15 protein-coding genes are annotated in these 16204 nt (G+C 64.7%); 9 read left to right on the top strand and 6 right to left on the bottom strand.

Going from position 1 to position 16204, the window contains the following annotated elements; all coding sequences use genetic code 11:
* Positions 1 to 41 precede the first annotated feature (41 nt).
* The 4 genes from K5607_RS14775 to K5607_RS14790 all read right to left on the bottom strand — a co-directional run bounded on the left by K5607_RS14775 (position 42) and on the right by K5607_RS14790 (position 5413).
* Positions 42 to 1145, bottom strand: a complete 1104-nt coding sequence (locus K5607_RS14775; protein WP_221047466.1) for an ATP-grasp domain-containing protein — start codon at positions 1143 to 1145, stop codon at positions 42 to 44.
* Between the two features lie 24 nt (positions 1146 to 1169).
* Entirely contained in the window at positions 1170 to 1727 is a 558-nt protein-coding gene (locus K5607_RS14780; protein ID WP_221047467.1) for a Uma2 family endonuclease, read from the bottom strand.
* A 71-nt stretch (positions 1728 to 1798) separates the two neighbouring features.
* Positions 1799 to 4000, bottom strand: coding sequence for an SLC26A/SulP transporter family protein (locus tag K5607_RS14785; protein WP_221047468.1), 2202 nt, complete (start codon positions 3998 to 4000; stop codon positions 1799 to 1801).
* 336 nt (positions 4001 to 4336) lie between these two features.
* Positions 4337 to 5413 carry a beta-ribofuranosylaminobenzene 5'-phosphate synthase family protein gene (locus K5607_RS14790; RefSeq protein WP_246598881.1) on the bottom strand — a complete coding sequence of 359 codons (1077 nt, stop codon included), beginning with the start codon at positions 5411 to 5413 and terminating at the stop codon, positions 4337 to 4339.
* 151 nt (positions 5414 to 5564) lie between these two features.
* Here K5607_RS14790 and K5607_RS14795 point away from each other — a divergent pair, with 151 nt between their 5' ends.
* From K5607_RS14795 to K5607_RS14830, 8 genes are all read left to right on the top strand, one after another.
* Entirely contained in the window at positions 5565 to 6833 is a 1269-nt protein-coding gene (locus K5607_RS14795; protein ID WP_221047469.1) for a formylmethanofuran dehydrogenase subunit B, read from the top strand.
* Between the two features lie 15 nt (positions 6834 to 6848).
* A complete protein-coding gene (locus tag K5607_RS14800; RefSeq protein WP_221047470.1) occupies positions 6849 to 8516 on the top strand; it encodes a formylmethanofuran dehydrogenase subunit A in 1668 nt (555 codons plus the stop codon).
* Complete coding sequence (gene fhcD, locus K5607_RS14805; RefSeq protein WP_221047471.1) at positions 8513 to 9409, top strand: formylmethanofuran--tetrahydromethanopterin N-formyltransferase; 897 nt, start codon at positions 8513 to 8515, stop codon at positions 9407 to 9409. The genes K5607_RS14800 and fhcD overlap by 4 nt, the downstream gene beginning before the upstream one ends.
* Positions 9406 to 10224 carry a formylmethanofuran dehydrogenase subunit C gene (locus K5607_RS14810; RefSeq protein WP_221047472.1) on the top strand — a complete coding sequence of 273 codons (819 nt, stop codon included), beginning with the start codon at positions 9406 to 9408 and terminating at the stop codon, positions 10222 to 10224. The genes fhcD and K5607_RS14810 overlap by 4 nt, the downstream gene beginning before the upstream one ends.
* Before the next feature lie 90 nt (positions 10225 to 10314).
* The gene (locus tag K5607_RS14815) at positions 10315 to 10836 is read left to right on the top strand and encodes a Crp/Fnr family transcriptional regulator (RefSeq protein WP_054773702.1); all 522 of its coding nucleotides are present in this window, start codon (positions 10315 to 10317) and stop codon (positions 10834 to 10836) included.
* Between the two features lie 37 nt (positions 10837 to 10873).
* Positions 10874 to 12532, top strand: a complete 1659-nt coding sequence (locus K5607_RS14820) for an ArnT family glycosyltransferase (RefSeq protein ID WP_156302488.1) — start codon at positions 10874 to 10876, stop codon at positions 12530 to 12532.
* A gap of 12 nt (positions 12533 to 12544) precedes the next feature.
* On the top strand, positions 12545 to 13216 hold the full coding sequence (locus K5607_RS14825; protein ID WP_054773700.1) for a response regulator: 672 nt from the start codon (positions 12545 to 12547) through the stop codon (positions 13214 to 13216).
* A complete protein-coding gene (locus tag K5607_RS14830) occupies positions 13213 to 14601 on the top strand; it encodes an ATP-binding protein (protein ID WP_221047473.1) in 1389 nt (462 codons plus the stop codon). Before K5607_RS14825 ends, K5607_RS14830 begins: the two co-directional genes overlap by 4 nt.
* A 16-nt stretch (positions 14602 to 14617) precedes the next feature.
* Here the strand turns inward: K5607_RS14830 and K5607_RS14835 are convergent, their stop codons facing one another.
* Both K5607_RS14835 and bfr read right to left on the bottom strand, forming a co-directional pair.
* Positions 14618 to 14821, bottom strand: a complete 204-nt coding sequence (locus tag K5607_RS14835; protein ID WP_082411535.1) for a (2Fe-2S)-binding protein — start codon at positions 14819 to 14821, stop codon at positions 14618 to 14620.
* 74 nt (positions 14822 to 14895) lie between these two features.
* A complete protein-coding gene (gene bfr, locus K5607_RS14840; protein WP_054773697.1) occupies positions 14896 to 15363 on the bottom strand; it encodes a bacterioferritin in 468 nt (155 codons plus the stop codon).
* Positions 15364 to 15501: 138 nt separating this feature from the next.
* On the opposite strand from bfr, the gene K5607_RS14845 reads away from it, so the two are divergent.
* A complete protein-coding gene (locus K5607_RS14845; protein WP_221047474.1) occupies positions 15502 to 16026 on the top strand; it encodes a YcxB family protein in 525 nt (174 codons plus the stop codon).
* Positions 16027 to 16204: the final 178 nt, after the last annotated feature.

Raw genomic sequence — 16204 nt, forward strand, 5'->3', positions numbered from 1 at the left:
CAACTCACTCTTTAAATAGTTATCCGCATCAATCCACGCCGTCACAGAGGCCGGCACAGTTCCAAGGCCATCCGTTCCCGCTCCCGCGACAAACGCGGCAAATCCTGTACGCCGCCTTCCACGGCGACGCTGCATAGCGGCTCTCCCGCCGCAATCTCGCTTTCCGCCGCCGGCAAATCGGCGCACCAGGACGGCCACACCACGCCGGCCGGTACCTTCAAGCGGCGCGGCGCATAGACGATGCGCATGGCGCGCGCCATCGACAGCGGCACGCTCTCCGGCAACGCACCGCCGCAGGCGCGCACATGGGCGGCCAGCAAACCGTCGGGAAAATCCGCGTCGTACAAGGCCAGCGTCGCGCTAGGCCGGGGATTGACCTCCAGCGCCCAACACCGATCGCCGTCGTAGACGAAATCCAGGCTGCCCAACCCCTTGAGCCCCACGCGACGCGCCAGCCGCCCCGTCCAATCCGCCACCCGGCCGCGCCAGACCGGCGGCAAATCCGGCCGGTTGCTCGCCCCGGCAAAACCGAACGGCTGGCCGGCTGCGCCCGTGGTCCACAACGCGTTGAAACCGACCAACCGAACATGGTTTCCGTCGGCCAAAAATAAAGCCGACATGGGCGTGCCGGCAATATGGCGCTGATAATACGCCCCATCCTGTACAGCCGAGGCGGCGCAAAAGGCTACACCCTTGCCGCCCTCCCCGCAACCGGGCTTGAGCAGCCAGCCGTCCGGGCAATCCGGCGGCTGAAAACAGCTTTCCGGGTAGGGAATGCCCAACTCGTCCAGCAGGGCGAAAAATCGCGGCGGCGACTTGAGCCAACGCAACACATCGGGGCTGTTGCCCCACACCGGCAGCAGACCGGCGATTTCGTCCAACCAATCCGGCGCGCACTCCAAGCCGCTGCCGTAGACCAGGCCCCGAGCACCCTCCGCCGCCGCCCGCCGCAGCTCGTCCAGCACTCGCCCATGGTCGAAACCGCCCCCGTCGTCCACCAGGGCGCAGCGCTCGCTGCAAGCGCGGGTGTCCTCGTCGCCGTATAAATCCAGCACCCGGGTCCGCCAACCGGCCCGCGCCGCCGACTGGGCCAGCATACGGCCGGATTGGGCGAGAATAACGACCGAGGCGCCGTGCTCAGGCATCCGTCGCCGTGTCGAACCAGCGGCTCACCCCCACAGCGCCCCCAAGCCAAACCCCAGCGCCTCGAACGGCGGCGCGCGGACTTCGTCGTCTTTCTGGTGAACGCATTCCAACCGCCAGCGCCCGTCGACCAGGGCAAACACTTCCAGGGTTTGCGCATCCGGGTCGATGAGCCAGGCGTGGCCGACACCATGGGCGGCATAGATGGGCAGTTTGTCGGCGCGATCCATGCGGGCAGTGGAGGGGGAAAGCACCTCACACACCCAATCGGGCGCCAGGTCGAAATAAGACGTGTCCGGCAAGGCCGGCAGCCGTTCCCGCCGCCAGCCGGCCAGGTCGGGCACCAGGACGTGCAAGCCCAGGTGCAGTTCAGGTTCGTCCAGTATCCACCAGCCGCCGGGGCCGCCACGACCTTCGTCGTATGCGGGCACCAGTTTGCCGCCGACCATGGACGAAGCCCGCGCGTGTTTGGGAGCTGGCCTGGGCAGGGTAATCAACTGGCCGTGGATGATCTGCGCCAGCAGATGATCCGGCACCTGGCATAAGTCTTCGTAAGTGGCGGTGCGCTCGGCGGGGCGGGACATGGTTCTACCTCCATGGCGGCAATCGCCCGATTCTAACGGGAAACGGCGGCGGGCGCGAAGGCCGCCCCCGCTCAAGACTCCAGCACGCGCAATTCCGCGTTGGTGTAGCGCAAGCGGCTGGACAACACGCTGGCGAGGCCTTCCATCAACGCCAGCGCGGCGCGCTTATGGCCGTCGGCGAACGCGTCGAACGTTTGGCGCGACAGCACGTAACACTCCACGTCGCTGAATGCGACGGCATCGGCGGAACGCGGGTCCCCGTCGAGAAAAGCCATTTCGCCGAAAAACGCGCCGCGGCCGAAGGTCCCCAAATGATGGCTTTGCTTGTCGTCGATGGGCAGCAGAATGCGTACCGCGCCGCGCCGGATCAGGTATATTTCGTCGCCGGCGTCGCCCCGCGCGAACACCCGCTCGCCGGCCTTGTATGAACGCTGCGCCATGCAGCGCTCCAAGTCGGCCAAGGTTTCCTCCTTGCGCCCCTGAAACAACTCGATGTCCCGCAACGACAGGGGCGTCTCTTCCGATAAATTCAAAGCCGCCTCGGCGATGATACGGTCTTCCACCCACTCCAGCGCCTCGTCCAGCTCCCCGAACACGCGCACCGAGCTTTCCGGACGCACCAAGCCGACCTGGTCGAAATATTGCTGGATGTCCTTGCCGCTGGGCAGATGACTGGGAATTTGGCTGAAAATCAGGTACCCGCCTCGCTCGGCCAACATGTCTTCCACTTGTTCCAGCATATGGGCGGCGGTGACGTCCACGGTTTGCACGCGGCGCATGTCCAAAATGACGTAGGCGCGGCTTTTGAGCTCCGGCTCCAGGGCGACGTAGAGCTGGTTGGCCGTGCCGAAAAACAGGCTGCCCTGCAACTCCAGGATGGCCGCCTGGTCGCCGCGCTCGGTGAGGATTTGCATCTCCTCCTGGGTGCGCACGCGCTTGGAAAACATCTGGTGGCCGAAAGTCTTGCGCCGCACCACGGCGCCGCCGATCTGCTCGCGGATGAACAACAGCACCGCCAACACAATGCCGACGCCGGACGCGGCGATCAAGCTCACCGTCAACGCGGTGCCCACCACGGCGGCGATGACGGCGAAATCCAGCACCGTGGAACGCTGTTTAAGGAAGTGGAAGCTGTGCTTGTCGATCATGCGCACGCCGATGACCATCAAAATCGCCGCCAGCGCCGCCACCGGCACCCAAGCGATCAACGACCCCAGCGCCAAGAAGGCCAGCAGCGCCAACACGCCTTCGACCACGCCGGACAGGCGACTGGCCGCCCCGCTGGAAATATTGACCAGGGTCGCCCCCATGGTGCCGGAACCGGGAATGCCGCCGATCAGCGCCGAAGCGATGTTGCCCAGGCCTTGGCCGATCAGTTCGCGGTTGGAGTTGTGGCGCGAGCGGGTCAGGGCGTCCAGCACCACGCAGGTTTTCAGCGTGTCGATGGACAACAGCACGGCCAAGGTAAGGGCCGGCACCGCGATTTGCTTGAGCGGCTCCAGCCCCAACCCGCCCATAGCCTGCCACCGGCCGGCGATGGCCTCGGTAAAGCCGCCGCCGCTGCCGCCGCTCAAAGGCCCCACCACCAGGGCGTTGCCGGCCAGAGACAGCAGCGCCGGATCGGCCTGGGCCAAGCCGAAATACGTGATCACCCCCGCCAGCAGCCCTAAAATGGCGGCCGGAACGCGCTTGGTCAGGCGCGGCGCGCCGAGCATCACGACGATAGTGGCGGCGCCCACGGCCATGCCCTGCCACTGCCAAGCCGCCGGCGTGGCGAGCGCCTGCCAGAAATGCATGTCTTTCGGCACGCCGAGAAACTTGGGTACCTGGCCTCCGATGATGTAGAGGCCCACCCCGGACAAATAGCCGCTCACCACCGGATAAGGCATGTATTCGATCAAGCGTCCCAAACGCACCAGACCGAACGCAATCTGCAACAGACCGGCCAACAGCCCCAGCATCGACAGCAGAAGCAGCGCCGGCTCCAAGCCGCCGCCGCCGTTCAAGAACTCCAGGATAAACGCCGACAACACCGCGGCCGCCGGCGCGCAGGGGGCACTTATGAGCCGGTTGGTGCCGCCCAGGGCCGGCGCCACCAAGCCCAAAGCCATCACGCCAAGGATGCCGCCCAATGCGCCTTGGGCGGCGTGGGACGCACCCAAGGGGGTATAGATGGTCACGCCGAAAGCCACGGCCGAAGGCAGCGCCACCAGCATCGCGGCCAGTCCGCCCCAGAAATCGCCGGCGGGATTGTCGAGTTTGGGCAAAGGCATGACGGAAATCTCCCGGACGTTCACGACGCCGCGAATTCATCGCGGCGGTCACGGCACACGGCGGCGCCTCTATGCAAGCGGTCGAAAAGGCCGTCCCGGGCGCTTTTTCAACCCGGAATCGGAGAAGACGGCCGCCGCCCTCTCCGCCATCGACGGCTTAGGGCCGGCGGCCCAGGCCGCGCCTCCACGCACGGCGCGCGCGGGCTTGGGAAAACGGCGTTTTCCACGCCCGCCATAGTAATGAGGGTAGCCAATCCCGCGGCTATCGGGAAAAAGGAAACGGCAAAATCCGACCGGATCGGCAAATTCGCCGCAGTGAGCGCAATCGCGCCCGACTCAAACCGCCAGCGCGTCGGTCCCAACGCAGCGGTCGACCACCACCTCCGCTCCGCGATTGCGGCAGGAGGCCAGCATCAGCCGCAGCCCGGGCCGGCCGGCAAAACGCTGTTGCGCCCCTTCCAGCAGGGCGCGCGCCGGACCGGGACCATCCGCCAAGCAGAAACCGGTCGGCCCCCAGGAGCTCTGTCCCATGCCCACGGCGCCTTGGGACTCCAGCCAGGCCATGACCTCGGCCACCGCCGGGCTGGTGTAGCGTCCGCCCTGGGCCGGCGCGAAATGGTCGCCGACGGTGCGCTGCAACTCGGCGATGACCGAACCGAAGGCCGTTATATCGTTTTCCACCAGGGCGGGCAGACCGCGCATCATCAACAAATGGCACAAATGCGCCGAGGCGGTCGAGGGAAAGGGAGGCAGCGCTTTGAAAGCCGCTTTCTCGGAAGCGCCGTGCAAGCCCACGCCGCTTTCGTCGAAAGCCAAAATAAAACGCCAGTCGGCCGGCATGGGCAACCGCGCGATCACCGGCGGAATCAGCGTGTCCGCCCCGCGCCCGCCGTCGACAATGAAGCCGCCCTGCTGGAAAGCCGCGATGCCGATGCCGGAACGGGCGCCGCGGCCGGTGAGGCGCACCATGTCGGCCACGCTCAACCCCAGGCCGTACAAGCCGTCCACCGCCGCGGCCACCGCCAGCGCCAACTGCGTGCCCGAACCCAGCCCGGCGTGGCCGGGAACCGCCTGCTCCACGACGAGGCGAAAGCGGCTGGGAACCCGCAAAGCGGCGCAGAGCTGCTCCGCATACAGCGCGGCCCGCTCGCAATCCGGCCCTTGCGCCTGCAAGGACTCCGCCGGCTGGACCGCCACCACCGTGGCGATTTCGTTCAACGGCGCGCCGACGCTGCCGAAACGCCGGCCGAGCGAGCCGTCCAGGTCGATAAACCCCATGTGCAGCCGCGCCGGCGCGGTGACGACCACGCGTCGTGGGAGATCGCTGTGACGGAGTGAAATATCGCTGGCCATGGCTTCCCGGCAAATAAAAAATCCGCCCGGCGGCGGCAACGGCGGGCATTGTAGCCCCATTGGCCCGCCCATCCAACGCAACCGCCCCGTCCGCCGCGACATTCAAGGTTTCAAGCCCGGGCGGATTGGCCTTACAATTGGCTGATTGGCGCCGCAGCGGCTGGTCCGCCGGCCAAGACACATCCCCCCAGCAAGCGTTCCGAGGACTGGCATGAGCGACAGCGCGAACAAGGTTTACGAAAACGTACCGAGCCCGTTTTGCGGCATCGCCTCGGACGATTTGAAAATTGAGGTGCAAGGCGACCGTTTAAAGGTGCTGGAAAACGGCGACGCCGTCACCATCTCCGGCTTCGAGGCCGCCGTCACCGACAAGTCCCCTCGCATCGGCGGCCAGCCCGCCAGCCTGGAGGACGCGGTCGCCAAGGCGGCGGCGCTGCTGAAGGACGCCAAACTGCCCTTGTTCAGCGGTTTCGGCACCGACGTCAACGGCACCCGCGCGGCCATGTCCTTGATCGACAAATCGCGCGGCGTGTTCGACCAGATGCGCGCCGAAGGCGGCATGCGCAACCTGGCCGTGCTGCAGGATTCCGGCTGGCTGGCCACCACTCTGGGCGAGCTGAAAAACCGCGTGGAAGTGCTGGTGTGCTTCGGCAGCGACATCGAGGCCAACTTCCCGCGTTTCTTCGAGCGCTTCATCTGGACGCCGGAAACCCTGTTCGGCCAGGACACGAAAAAACGGGAAATCGTCTTCATCGGCCCGGCTCCAGCCGGCAAGGCGGCGGTTTCGCCCGACGGCCGCGAACCGAAAGTCATCCCCTGCCCGCCCGAGGCCCTGCCCGACGTGGCCGCCGCCCTGGCCGCCCTGGCCCGCGGCAACCGCCTGCAGGCCGAAACCGTCGGCGGCATACCGGTGGCGGAGTTGCAAGCCCTGGTGGAACGCATGCGGCAAGCCTCCTACAGCGTGGTCACCTGGGCCGCTGGCCAGTTGAACTTTCCCCACGCGGAACTGGCTATCCAGCAGGTCTGCCAATTCGTCGTCACCCTGAATAAAACCGTGCGCGCCGCCGCCCTGCCGGTGGGCGGCCAGGACGGCGACCGCACCGCCGGCCAGGTGGCCAGCTGGATTTCCGGCTATCCCACCCGCGTCGGCTATTTGCGCGGCTACCCGGAACACGACGCCTACCATTACTCCAGCGCGCAGCTGTTGGGCAACGGCGAAGCGGACCTGCTGGTGTGGGTCAACAGCATCGCCCTCACGCCGCCGCCGGCTTCCGCCATCCCCACCGTGGCGATCGGCCGCAGCGGCATGCAATTCGGCAAAGAGCCGGACGTGTTCATCCCGGTGGGCTGCCCCGGCATTGACCATGGCGGCCATATGTACCGCTGCGACAACGTGGTGGCCATGCCCCTGTACAAACTGCGCGACGCCGGCCTGCCCAGCGCCAGCGATGTTCTGAAAGCCATCGAAGCGGCTTTATAAGAGAGAGATTGAGACATGCTGATCAAACTCACCGGCGGCACCGTCTACGACCCGGCCCACGGCGTCAACGGCCAGGTACGCAACATCTTCATCCGCGACGGCCGCATCGTGCCGCCCAGCAGCGACAAGCCCGACCAGGAATACGACCTGACCGGCAAAGTGGTCATGGCCGGCGCCATCGACATGCACACCCACATCGGCGGCGGCAAAGTGACCATCGCCCGCAACCTCTTGCCGGAAGACCACCGCAAGGACCCCGCCCCGCGGGAAGGCCTGATGCACGGCGGCTGCGGCCATGCCGTGCCGTCGACGCTGACCACCGGCTACCGCTATGCGGAAATGGGCTACACGGCCGGCTTCGAGCCGGCGGTGCTGCCCATCAACGCCCGCCAAGCCCACCACGAAATGGCCGACGTGCCGCTGCTGGACGTGGGCGGCTACGCCATGCTGGGCTCGGACGACTTCCTGCTGCGCATGATGCGCGACGGCAAATCCCAGGCGGAAATCAACAACTACGTGGCCTGGACCATCCACTCGGCGCAGGCCATCGGCATCAAGGTGGTGAATCCGGGCGGCATCAGCGCCTTCAAGTTCAACCAGCGCAACCTGGACCTGGACGAGCAGAACAGCCACTACGGCGTCACCCCGCGGCAAATCCTGCAAACCCTGGCCCGCGCGGTGCACGAACTGGGCGTGCCGCACCCCTTACACGTGCACGGCTGCAACCTGGGCGTGCCGGGCAATATGGACACCACGCTGAACACTATCAGCGGCATCGAGGGGCTACCCATGCACCTCACCCACATCCAGTTCCACAGCTACGGCACGGAAGGCGACCGCAAGTTCTCCTCCGGCGCGGCGCAGATCGCCGAAGCCATCAACAAGAACAAGAACATCACCGTGGACGTGGGCCAGGTGCTGTTCGGCCAGACTGTCACGGCGTCGGGCGACAGCATGGCCCAGCACCGCAACAGCGGCATGGCCCATCCCAACAAATGGGTGTGCATGGACATCGAGTGCGACGCCGGCTGCGGCGTGGTGCCGTTCAAATACAAGGACCAGAACTTCGTCAACGCCCTGCAATGGGCGATTGGTTTGGAAACGTTCCTGCTGGTGGAAGATCCCTGGCGCATCTTCCTCACCACCGACCACCCCAACGGCGCGCCGTTCTATGCCTACCCGCACCTCATCAAGCTGTTGATGAACAAGTCGTTCCGCAACGACATGCTGGCGCAGATCAATCCGGACGCCGCCAAGCTGAGCACCCTGGGCTGCATCGACCGGGAATACTCCCTGTACGAAATCGCCATCATGACCCGCGCCGGCGCCGCCCAGTTGCTGGGCTTGAAGGATCGCGGCCACCTGGGCATGGACGCGGCGGCGGACATCACCGTCTACACGGAACAGGAAGACAAGGAAAAAATGTTCGAAAAGCCCGACTACGTGTTCAAGGACGGCGAACTGGTGGTGAAAAACGGCGAAATCGTCAAAGTCGTATGGGGCAATCTGCACACGGTGAAGCCGGAATTCGACCGAGCCAAGATCGAAAGCGAGCTGAAACCCTATTTCGACCGCTACCACACCATGAAGCTGGACAACTTCATCATCCGCGACAACGAAATTGAGGACGACGGCCGCAGCAAGATCCTCGTCCATCCGTGCCAGAAAGGGGACCGCGCATGATCATCAACGGCGTGACTATCGACGCGACCTTCGCCGAAGCCTTCCCCATGAAGGCGACGCGGGTCATCATTACCGCGCAGAACCATAAGTGGGCGCACATTTCGGCCCAGGCCATGACCGGCTTCGCCACCTCGGTGATCGCCTGCGGCTGCGAGGCCGGCATCGAGCGGGAGCTGGACCCGTCGGAAACCCCGGACGGCCGTCCCGGCGTCTCCGCCATGATTTTCGCCATGGGCGGCAAGGGCTTGGCCAAGCAGCTGGAAACCCGCGCCGGCCAGTGCGTGCTCACCTCGCCCACCTCGGCCCTGTTCGCCGGCATCGAGGAAGGCGACCAGATTCCCCTGGGCAAGAACCTGCGCTTTTTCGGCGACGGCTTCCAGATCGCCAAGCGTATCAACGGCAAGCGTTATTGGCGCGTGCCGGTAATGGACGGCGAATTCCTCACCGAAGCCACCACCGGCATGGTGCCGGCCGTGGGCGGCGGCAATTTCCTGATCCTGGCCGAATCCCAACCCCAGGCCCTGGCGGCCTGCGAAGTGGCCATCGAGGCCATGAGGAAAGTGCCCAACGTCATCATGCCCTTCCCCGGCGGCGTGGTGCGTTCCGGCTCCAAGGTAGGCTCCAAATACAAAGCGCTGTCGGCCTCCACCAACGACGCGTTCTGCCCGACGCTGAAAGGCCAAACGAAGTCCGAGCTGTCGCCGGAAATCGAGTCGGTGATGGAAATCGTCATTGACGGCCTCACCAAGGAGGACATCGACAAAGCCATGCGCGTCGGCATCGAAGCGGCCTGCAGCCTGGGCGCCGCCAACGGCATTCGCCGCATCAGCGCCGGCAACTACGGCGGCAAGCTGGGGCCGTTCCTCTTTCATTTGCAGGAGATCATGGCATGAGCGCCCTGACTTTCACCCTCAAGATCGCACCGCAGCAGCGCGTGGACGTGGCGCCGCTGACGCCGGACAATCTGGCGGGAAAATCCGCCGCCGATATCGCGGCCTTGGCGCTGCAGTGCGGCAACCGCACGCTGCGCGCCGATGAAGTCTTCGCCATCGAAGGCGACGACGCCGGCCAAGTCCGCTTCGCCAAGTCCTGCGCCAAGCTGGACTACATCGGCAAAGGCATGACTTCCGGCAGCATCAAAGTGGACGGCGATGCCGGCGCCTATCTGGGCTTGCAGTTGAAGGGCGGCAATATCGAAGTGTCCGGCAACGTCGGCGCCTACGCCGCCTGCGAAATGAAGAAAGGCGAAATTCTCATCCGCGGCAACGCCGGCGACTTCCTCGGCGCGGCCCTGCCCGGCAACAAGAAAGGCATGGCCGGCGGCATCGTGGTGGTGAAAGGCAACGCCGCCGACCGGGTCGGCGACCACATGCGGCGCGGCGCCATCCTCATCGAGGGCAACAGCGGCGCCTACCTGGGATCGCGCATGACCGCCGGCACCATCGCCGTGGCGGGAGCCGTGGGCGACCACCTGGGCTACGCCATGAACCGCGGCACCCTGCTGCTGCTGAAGGCGCCGGCGACCCTGCCGCCCACGTTCAACGACTGCGGCAGCCATACCCTGGGCTTTTTGCCGCTGCTGCTGAAAAGCTTCCAAGGAACCGACAGCTGCTTCGGCGGCCTGGCCGGCAGCCTCAAGCGGGTGCGCCGTTATGCCGGCGATATGGCGGCCATGGGCAAGGGAGAAGTGCTGGTGGCATTGGGCTAACAAGTTCTCAAAGCCGCCGCGGCATTGCTGCTAGAATCGCCCCGAACCGATGCGGCCGACCTCCGCCTTAATACTGGACACTCACGCACCATGAACACCGCCTATCACCTCCTGAGTTCGGCCCAACCGCTAGGCACCAGCATCAACGAACGCGCCGCGATGCTGGACAAGACCCGCTGGGCCAGCGTGTTCAGCTTTCGGGAGCTGCAGAACCTCGCCTCCTACTTAGCCGCCTACAAAATTTCCGAAGGGACGGTGATTCTCCAGGAGGGAGCGCGGGAGCTGTACCTTTGCCTGCTCATCGAGGGCAAGGTCAACGTTCTGAAGAAGGACTCGGCCCAGAGGGACCAGCTCATCGCCCACGTCAGCGCCGGCATGACGCTGGGAGAAATGGCCCTCATCGACGGCCAACCCCGCTCGGCCACCGCCGTGGCCGCGACGGACGCGGTGCTGCTGATCATGTCCAAAGACGAATTCCAGCGCCTGGTGAACGACACGCCTCGCCTGGCCCTCAAGCTATACGGCCACATGGCCAGCCTGCTCAGCCAGCGCCTCAGACAGGTAAGCGCCAAACTGGCCGACTACCTGCACGACGACGGTTATCTCGGTTAGCACGGCGGGTCCGATTGGCGGAACCGGAAAAGCTACCGTGCCCATCCCTCCGAAACCTAGCGGCAACCTAGCCGGCCTCTTGGCGCGCCACGCCTACCTCGCGATCGCGCTGATCGCCTTGTGGGTGGCCGCCGCCGGCACCTCGCAACTTCCGCTCAACGGCCACGAAGTGTACGTGGCGGAAACCGCCAGGGAGATGCAGGAGCGGGGGGATTGGCTGATCCCCCATTTCAACGGCCAGTTGCGGTTGAACAAGCCGCCGCTCAACTACTGGCTGACCGGCGCCATGGCTTGGCTGGCCGGCCAACAGCCGATCGAGGATTGGCACGCCCGCGCCGTGTCGGTCCTTGCCGCCACCGGCCTGGCCGTGTTGACGCTCGCCCTCGGCCGGCGCTTGTACAGCGACCGGCGGGTGAGCCTGCTGGGCGCGTTGCTGTTGGTTTCCAGCCTGGGCTTTTTCAGTTACAGCCACGACGCCCGGCCGGAAATGCTGTATGCGTTGTGCTGCATGGCGGGTTACACCGCCCTGGCCGAGGCCAGGCATCGCCAACAACGAAACCAAAACAGCGCAGCTGCCGCCTATGCCATGTGGCTGGCCTTCGCCCTGGCCACGCTGGCCAAGGGCCCACACGTGCCGGCCATGCTGCTGGCCGGCAGCGTCGGTTTCCTGCATTGGCGCGAACGCCAATCCTGGCGAGCCATCGGCCGGCTGCTGCGGCCTCTGACCGGCATCCTGTTGGCCGCCGCCATCGCCGCCCCCTGGTGGTGGTGGTTGCGCCGGCACATCGGCGCCGACACCCTGTCCCATAGCCAACTGGGCGGCGCCTTGCTTAAGCTGGATTGGCGCCAGATACTCAACCCTTATCATTTCATCCGCATCCTGCAATTGCTGCTGCCCTGGTCGCTGCTGTTGCCCCTCGCCTTGGGGCTGGCCTGGCGGCAACGGCTGCTGAGCCGCGAAAGCCTGTGGCTACTGACGCTGATCGCGGTATCCGCCGTGATATTAGGCTTCGGATCGCAGCGCCGCTGGTTTTATATGCTGCCCCTGCTGCCGGCCTTATGCCTCCCCTTGGCCGAAGCGCTGGTGAAACTGGCCGACGACGCCGGCCGGCGCCGCTGGTTGGCGAATGCCGTTACCGGCTTGTGGCTGTTGGTAGCCGCAACCAGCGTGTTCCTGTTCTTCCGCCCCGGCTGCTGCGATGAAGGAAACTGGCCGGCGCTGCTTGCCGCGCTAGCGGTGGCAGTTGCCTGGCTGGCGGCGTTGATCGTGCGCCTGCGTCGGCCGGAAAACGGGTGGAGTGGATTGGCGGGGTCTTCCCTGGCCCTGGCCGCCATGCTGGCCTTGCTCGGCGACTCGCCCGCGCTGTGGGGGCCGGAACGGTTCGATGTCAGACAGGCCCTCACCGCTGTCGCCCCTCACCTGGATGCCGACACGCAAATCGTAAGCCTGGGGGATAGCCCCATGGCCTGCATTTTTTACCTACAGCGCCAGGTGACGAGGGTAGACAGCCTGGAAGAGCTGAGCGAAACTCTGGCCCGCGCCCGCCGGCCAACGCTGGTCATCGTCGACAACGGCCGAGTCGCGGAACTCCCGGCGGCCTGGCGGCAGGAACGGTTGGCGGCCATGCCGGACGGCACGGAAGAACCCAAAACCTTTTTACTGTTACAACCCCCACGTCCAACCGACTCACCTTGAGGTAAGACATCCATGCGCCTTTTATTGGTGGAAGACGATCAATTGCTGGGAGACGGGCTGAAAACCGCCCTCAGCCAAGAAGGCTACGCCGTGGATTGGGTCAGCGACGGCCCCGCCGCGAGCCTGGCCTTGCAGACTCATACCTATGAACTGGCGGTGTTGGACCTCAACTTGCCCGGCAAATCGGGCCTGGATGTGTTGCGCGACATGCGGCGCTCCCAAATAGCCACGCCGGTATTGATCCTCACCGCCCGAGACACCGTAACCGACCGCGTCGAGGGACTGGACAGCGGCGCCGACGACTACCTGCAAAAGCCGTTCGAGCTGGACGAGCTCTGCGCCCGCCTGCGCGCCCTGCTGCGCCGGGGCCAGGGCCGCAGCACCCCGACCGTGATCCACGGCGACGTGGAACTGGACCCCGCGGCCCACAAAGTCTTCAACAAAGGCCGCGAAGTGGAACTGTCCTTGCGGGAATACGAGCTGCTCAAGTTCCTGCTGGACAATCGCGGCCGCGCCGTCTCCCGCGCCCGCATCGAGGAAGCGCTCTACCCGTGGAACGCGGAGATCGAAAGCAACGCCATCGAAGTGCACGTGCATCACCTGCGCAAAAAACTGGACACCAACCTGATCCGCACCTTGCGCGGCGTCGGCTACATCATCGACACGCCGCAAGAACAGCCGTGAACTACTCCCTGCGCCGCGTCCTGCTGGCCACCCTGCTGCCCACCGCCACGCTGATCTGGGCGGTGACGGGGGCCATCAGCTACCGCGACGCGCGCAATGAACTCGCCGAACTGTTCGACGCGGAAATGGCCCAATCCGCGCACTTTCTGCTGGCCTTGGCCAACGGCGGACTCAACCCCGACACGCTGGACTCGGCCGAAGCCGAACACATCGTGCTGAGCGCCGAGGCGGTCGAACTCGAACATAAATACGAAAAAAAACTGGCACGCCAATTGTGGCAGGGCCACCAGCGGCTGCTGCTGCGCACCGCCGACGCACCCCTGGAACCGCTTGCCGACACCAGCAGCGGCTACAGCCTGGCCCAAGTCAACGGCCAAACCTGGCACGTCTACACGCTGAGCGACGAAGCCGGCCGTTTCACCGTGCACATCGGCCAAAGCGCCGACATGCGCGAAAAAATCACCGACGACATCACCCGCGACCAGTTTTGGCAGTTCCTGGTGGGCATTCCGCTGCTGGCGATGCTCATCTGGCTGGTGATCGGCCGCGTGCTACGCCCCTTGGCGGACTTGGTGGACGAGGTGGAACGGCGGGAAGACAACCTGCTCACGCCGCTGCACGTCGATCACGTGCCGCACGAGGTGAAACCCCTGGCCGACGCCTTCAATAGCCTGCTGGAACGCCTGGCTCTGGTGTTCGACCACGAGCGCCGCTTTACCGCCGACGCCGCGCACGAACTCCGCACGCCCCTGGCCGGCATCAAAACCCAAGCCGACGTGGCCATACGGGCCACGGACGACGAAGTGCGCAACAAAGCGCTGCATCAAATCAAGCACGGCGTCCATCGCATGGACCATTTGGTGGGCCAGTTGCTCACCCTGGCCCGCCTAGACCCGGAAACGGGACGGCTCACGCCGCAGCCTGTGGATATCAACGATGCGGCGGCGTTCACCGTGGCCCAGCTCGAAAACGCCGCGTTAGATAAAAATATTCGGCTCGACAACCGACTGCAAAGCCGATGCCGCATCAAAGGCCACCAGCAAATGCTCGAGGTGCTGGTCCGCAATCTGCTGGACAACGCCATTCGCTACACGCCGAAAGGCGGGCGGGTATCAATCGCAACGGAAGACGCGCCGCAACGGGTGCGGCTGACGGTGGAAGACAGCGGACCGGGCATCCCGGAACAAGCGCGGGAACAGGTGTTCCAGCGTTTCTACCGCCACCTGGAGACCGCCCATCAGCAGCCCGGCAGCGGCCTGGGCCTATCCATCGTGGAGCGCATCACAAGGCTCCACGGCGCCGACATCGATCTGCAAACGTCGGAATGGGGCGGATTGAAAGTTGTCGTGGAGTTTCCTTCCCTCGCCTCGAGGGACGGCGCATAGCGCCCGGGCCGAATCCCTAAGCCGCCGGAAGGCAAGCGTCGAGCAGCGCCGTTTCTTTCAGCGCCTCCTGGATGATCTTGCCGGCCTCGCGGGAGCAAAGCCCGCAGTCGCTGCAAGCGCCGCACTCCTGCCGCAAGTGCCGCAAATGGGACACCCTGCCGTCTAGGACCGCGTGACGAATCTGGCTATCGGTAACTTTCTTGCAGATACAAACGTACATGGATGCCTGCCTCGGGGGACACGCATCCATGTTACGATATAATGCAAACCATTATCAATAAGAAGCGAGAGAACTTACATCTGCGATTGCAAATAGTTGGGCAAACCGATCTTCTCGATCAAGCCCAGCTGAATCTCCAGCCAGCGGGTGTGGTCTTCCTCGGTGTCTTTCAGCAGCACTTGCAGGATATCGCGGGTTTCGTAGTCGCGCGCCGACTCGCAATAAGCCATCACTTCCTTCAAATCGTCGATGACCCGGTATTCCACCGCCAAATCGTTGCGCAGCATTTGCTCCACGTCCCGGCCCACGTTGACCGGCGCACGGGTCACCACGTCCGGCGTGCCTTCCAGGAACAGAATGCGCTGAATCAGGCTACTGGCGTGAGTCTGTTCTTCCTGCATTTCGTGTTCCACATGCGCGTGGAGCTTGCTGAAGCCCCATTCCTGGTACATGCGGGAATGGATGAAATACTGGTCGATGGCGGCCAACTCGCCTGCCAACAACCGGTTGAGATGCTGGATCACTTTGCCGTCGCCTTTCATGCTGCCGCCCCCTGTGCGATGCCCGGCCGGAAAGGCCGGAATTGCGTATACTATGCCGCTTGACGCTGCAACTCACCGCCAAGCGACGCCTTGCGGCAGATTACCATAACAACAATGACGGTGACACGGTAACCCACCATGACTGAAATCCAATACGAAGTGCGCGAACAGGACCTGTTCGCCTTCAACGAGCACTTGCTGCAAGAATCCAAACCCATGCAGAAAGCCATGCGCCGCCACCAGGTGACGATACCCGGCCTGCTGTCCATCGCGGTGCTGGTACTGTGGTTCTACTACCAAGAATCCTCCACGGCCATCATATTCATGGCCTTGGCCGTCGCCTGGGCGGCGTTGGCGCCCCGCTACTTCCGCTGGAGCACGCGGCGCCAGTTGAACCGCTTGTACACGGAAGAGGAAAAAGTCAGCGTCATGGGCCGCTACACCCTGCGCATCGAGCCCTCCCATCTGGTGGAAGTGGGCCCCAACGGCAACGCCTCCAACGTAGCCTGGAGCGAGCTGTTGCGAGTGGAGCTCACCGCCAAATACGCCTTCATCTTCCTCTCCCTCAACACCGCGCTGGTCGTTCCCCGCGACACCGTCAGCCAGGGCGACTTGCACGAGTTCGTGCGCTTAGCGGACGAGCGCATCTCCGCCGCCGAATAACCCCCAGCGCACATGGCGCAAACGCTTCCGTAAACATGCTAAGCGCCCGCGCCATGAGCGCTTCCCTCACCCCAACCCAACCATACCGGACCATCCTGTCCGGTACCCTGCGGGCTAGTGCAAATTCGCTCCAGGCGAATTTGTCCCACTGGGAGAGGGCGAGCAAGGATGCTGCGAT

Origin of the sequence: Methylogaea oryzae (assembly GCF_019669985.1) — a bacterium.
Lineage (GTDB): Bacteria > Pseudomonadota > Gammaproteobacteria > Methylococcales > Methylococcaceae > Methylogaea > Methylogaea oryzae.

Excerpts from the sequence above, each read along its gene's own strand:
- K5607_RS14775 (WP_221047466.1), bottom strand. The coding sequence starts at position 1,145 with ATGCCTGAGCACGGCGCCTCGGTCGTTATTCTCGCCCAATCCGGCCGT.
- K5607_RS14780 (WP_221047467.1), bottom strand. The coding sequence starts at position 1,727 with ATGTCCCGCCCCGCCGAGCGCACCGCCACTTACGAAGACTTATGCCAG.
- K5607_RS14785 (WP_221047468.1), bottom strand. The coding sequence starts at position 4,000 with ATGCCTTTGCCCAAACTCGACAATCCCGCCGGCGATTTCTGGGGCGGA.
- K5607_RS14790 (WP_246598881.1), bottom strand. The coding sequence starts at position 5,413 with ATGGGGCTACAATGCCCGCCGTTGCCGCCGCCGGGCGGATTTTTTATT.
- K5607_RS14795 (WP_221047469.1), top strand. The coding sequence starts at position 5,565 with ATGAGCGACAGCGCGAACAAGGTTTACGAAAACGTACCGAGCCCGTTT.
- K5607_RS14800 (WP_221047470.1), top strand. The coding sequence starts at position 6,849 with ATGCTGATCAAACTCACCGGCGGCACCGTCTACGACCCGGCCCACGGC.
- fhcD (WP_221047471.1), top strand. The coding sequence starts at position 8,513 with ATGATCATCAACGGCGTGACTATCGACGCGACCTTCGCCGAAGCCTTC.
- K5607_RS14810 (WP_221047472.1), top strand. The coding sequence starts at position 9,406 with ATGAGCGCCCTGACTTTCACCCTCAAGATCGCACCGCAGCAGCGCGTG.
- K5607_RS14815 (WP_054773702.1), top strand. The coding sequence starts at position 10,315 with ATGAACACCGCCTATCACCTCCTGAGTTCGGCCCAACCGCTAGGCACC.
- K5607_RS14825 (WP_054773700.1), top strand. The coding sequence starts at position 12,545 with ATGCGCCTTTTATTGGTGGAAGACGATCAATTGCTGGGAGACGGGCTG.
- K5607_RS14835 (WP_082411535.1), bottom strand. The coding sequence starts at position 14,821 with ATGTACGTTTGTATCTGCAAGAAAGTTACCGATAGCCAGATTCGTCAC.
- bfr (WP_054773697.1), bottom strand. The coding sequence starts at position 15,363 with ATGAAAGGCGACGGCAAAGTGATCCAGCATCTCAACCGGTTGTTGGCA.
- K5607_RS14845 (WP_221047474.1), top strand. The coding sequence starts at position 15,502 with ATGACTGAAATCCAATACGAAGTGCGCGAACAGGACCTGTTCGCCTTC.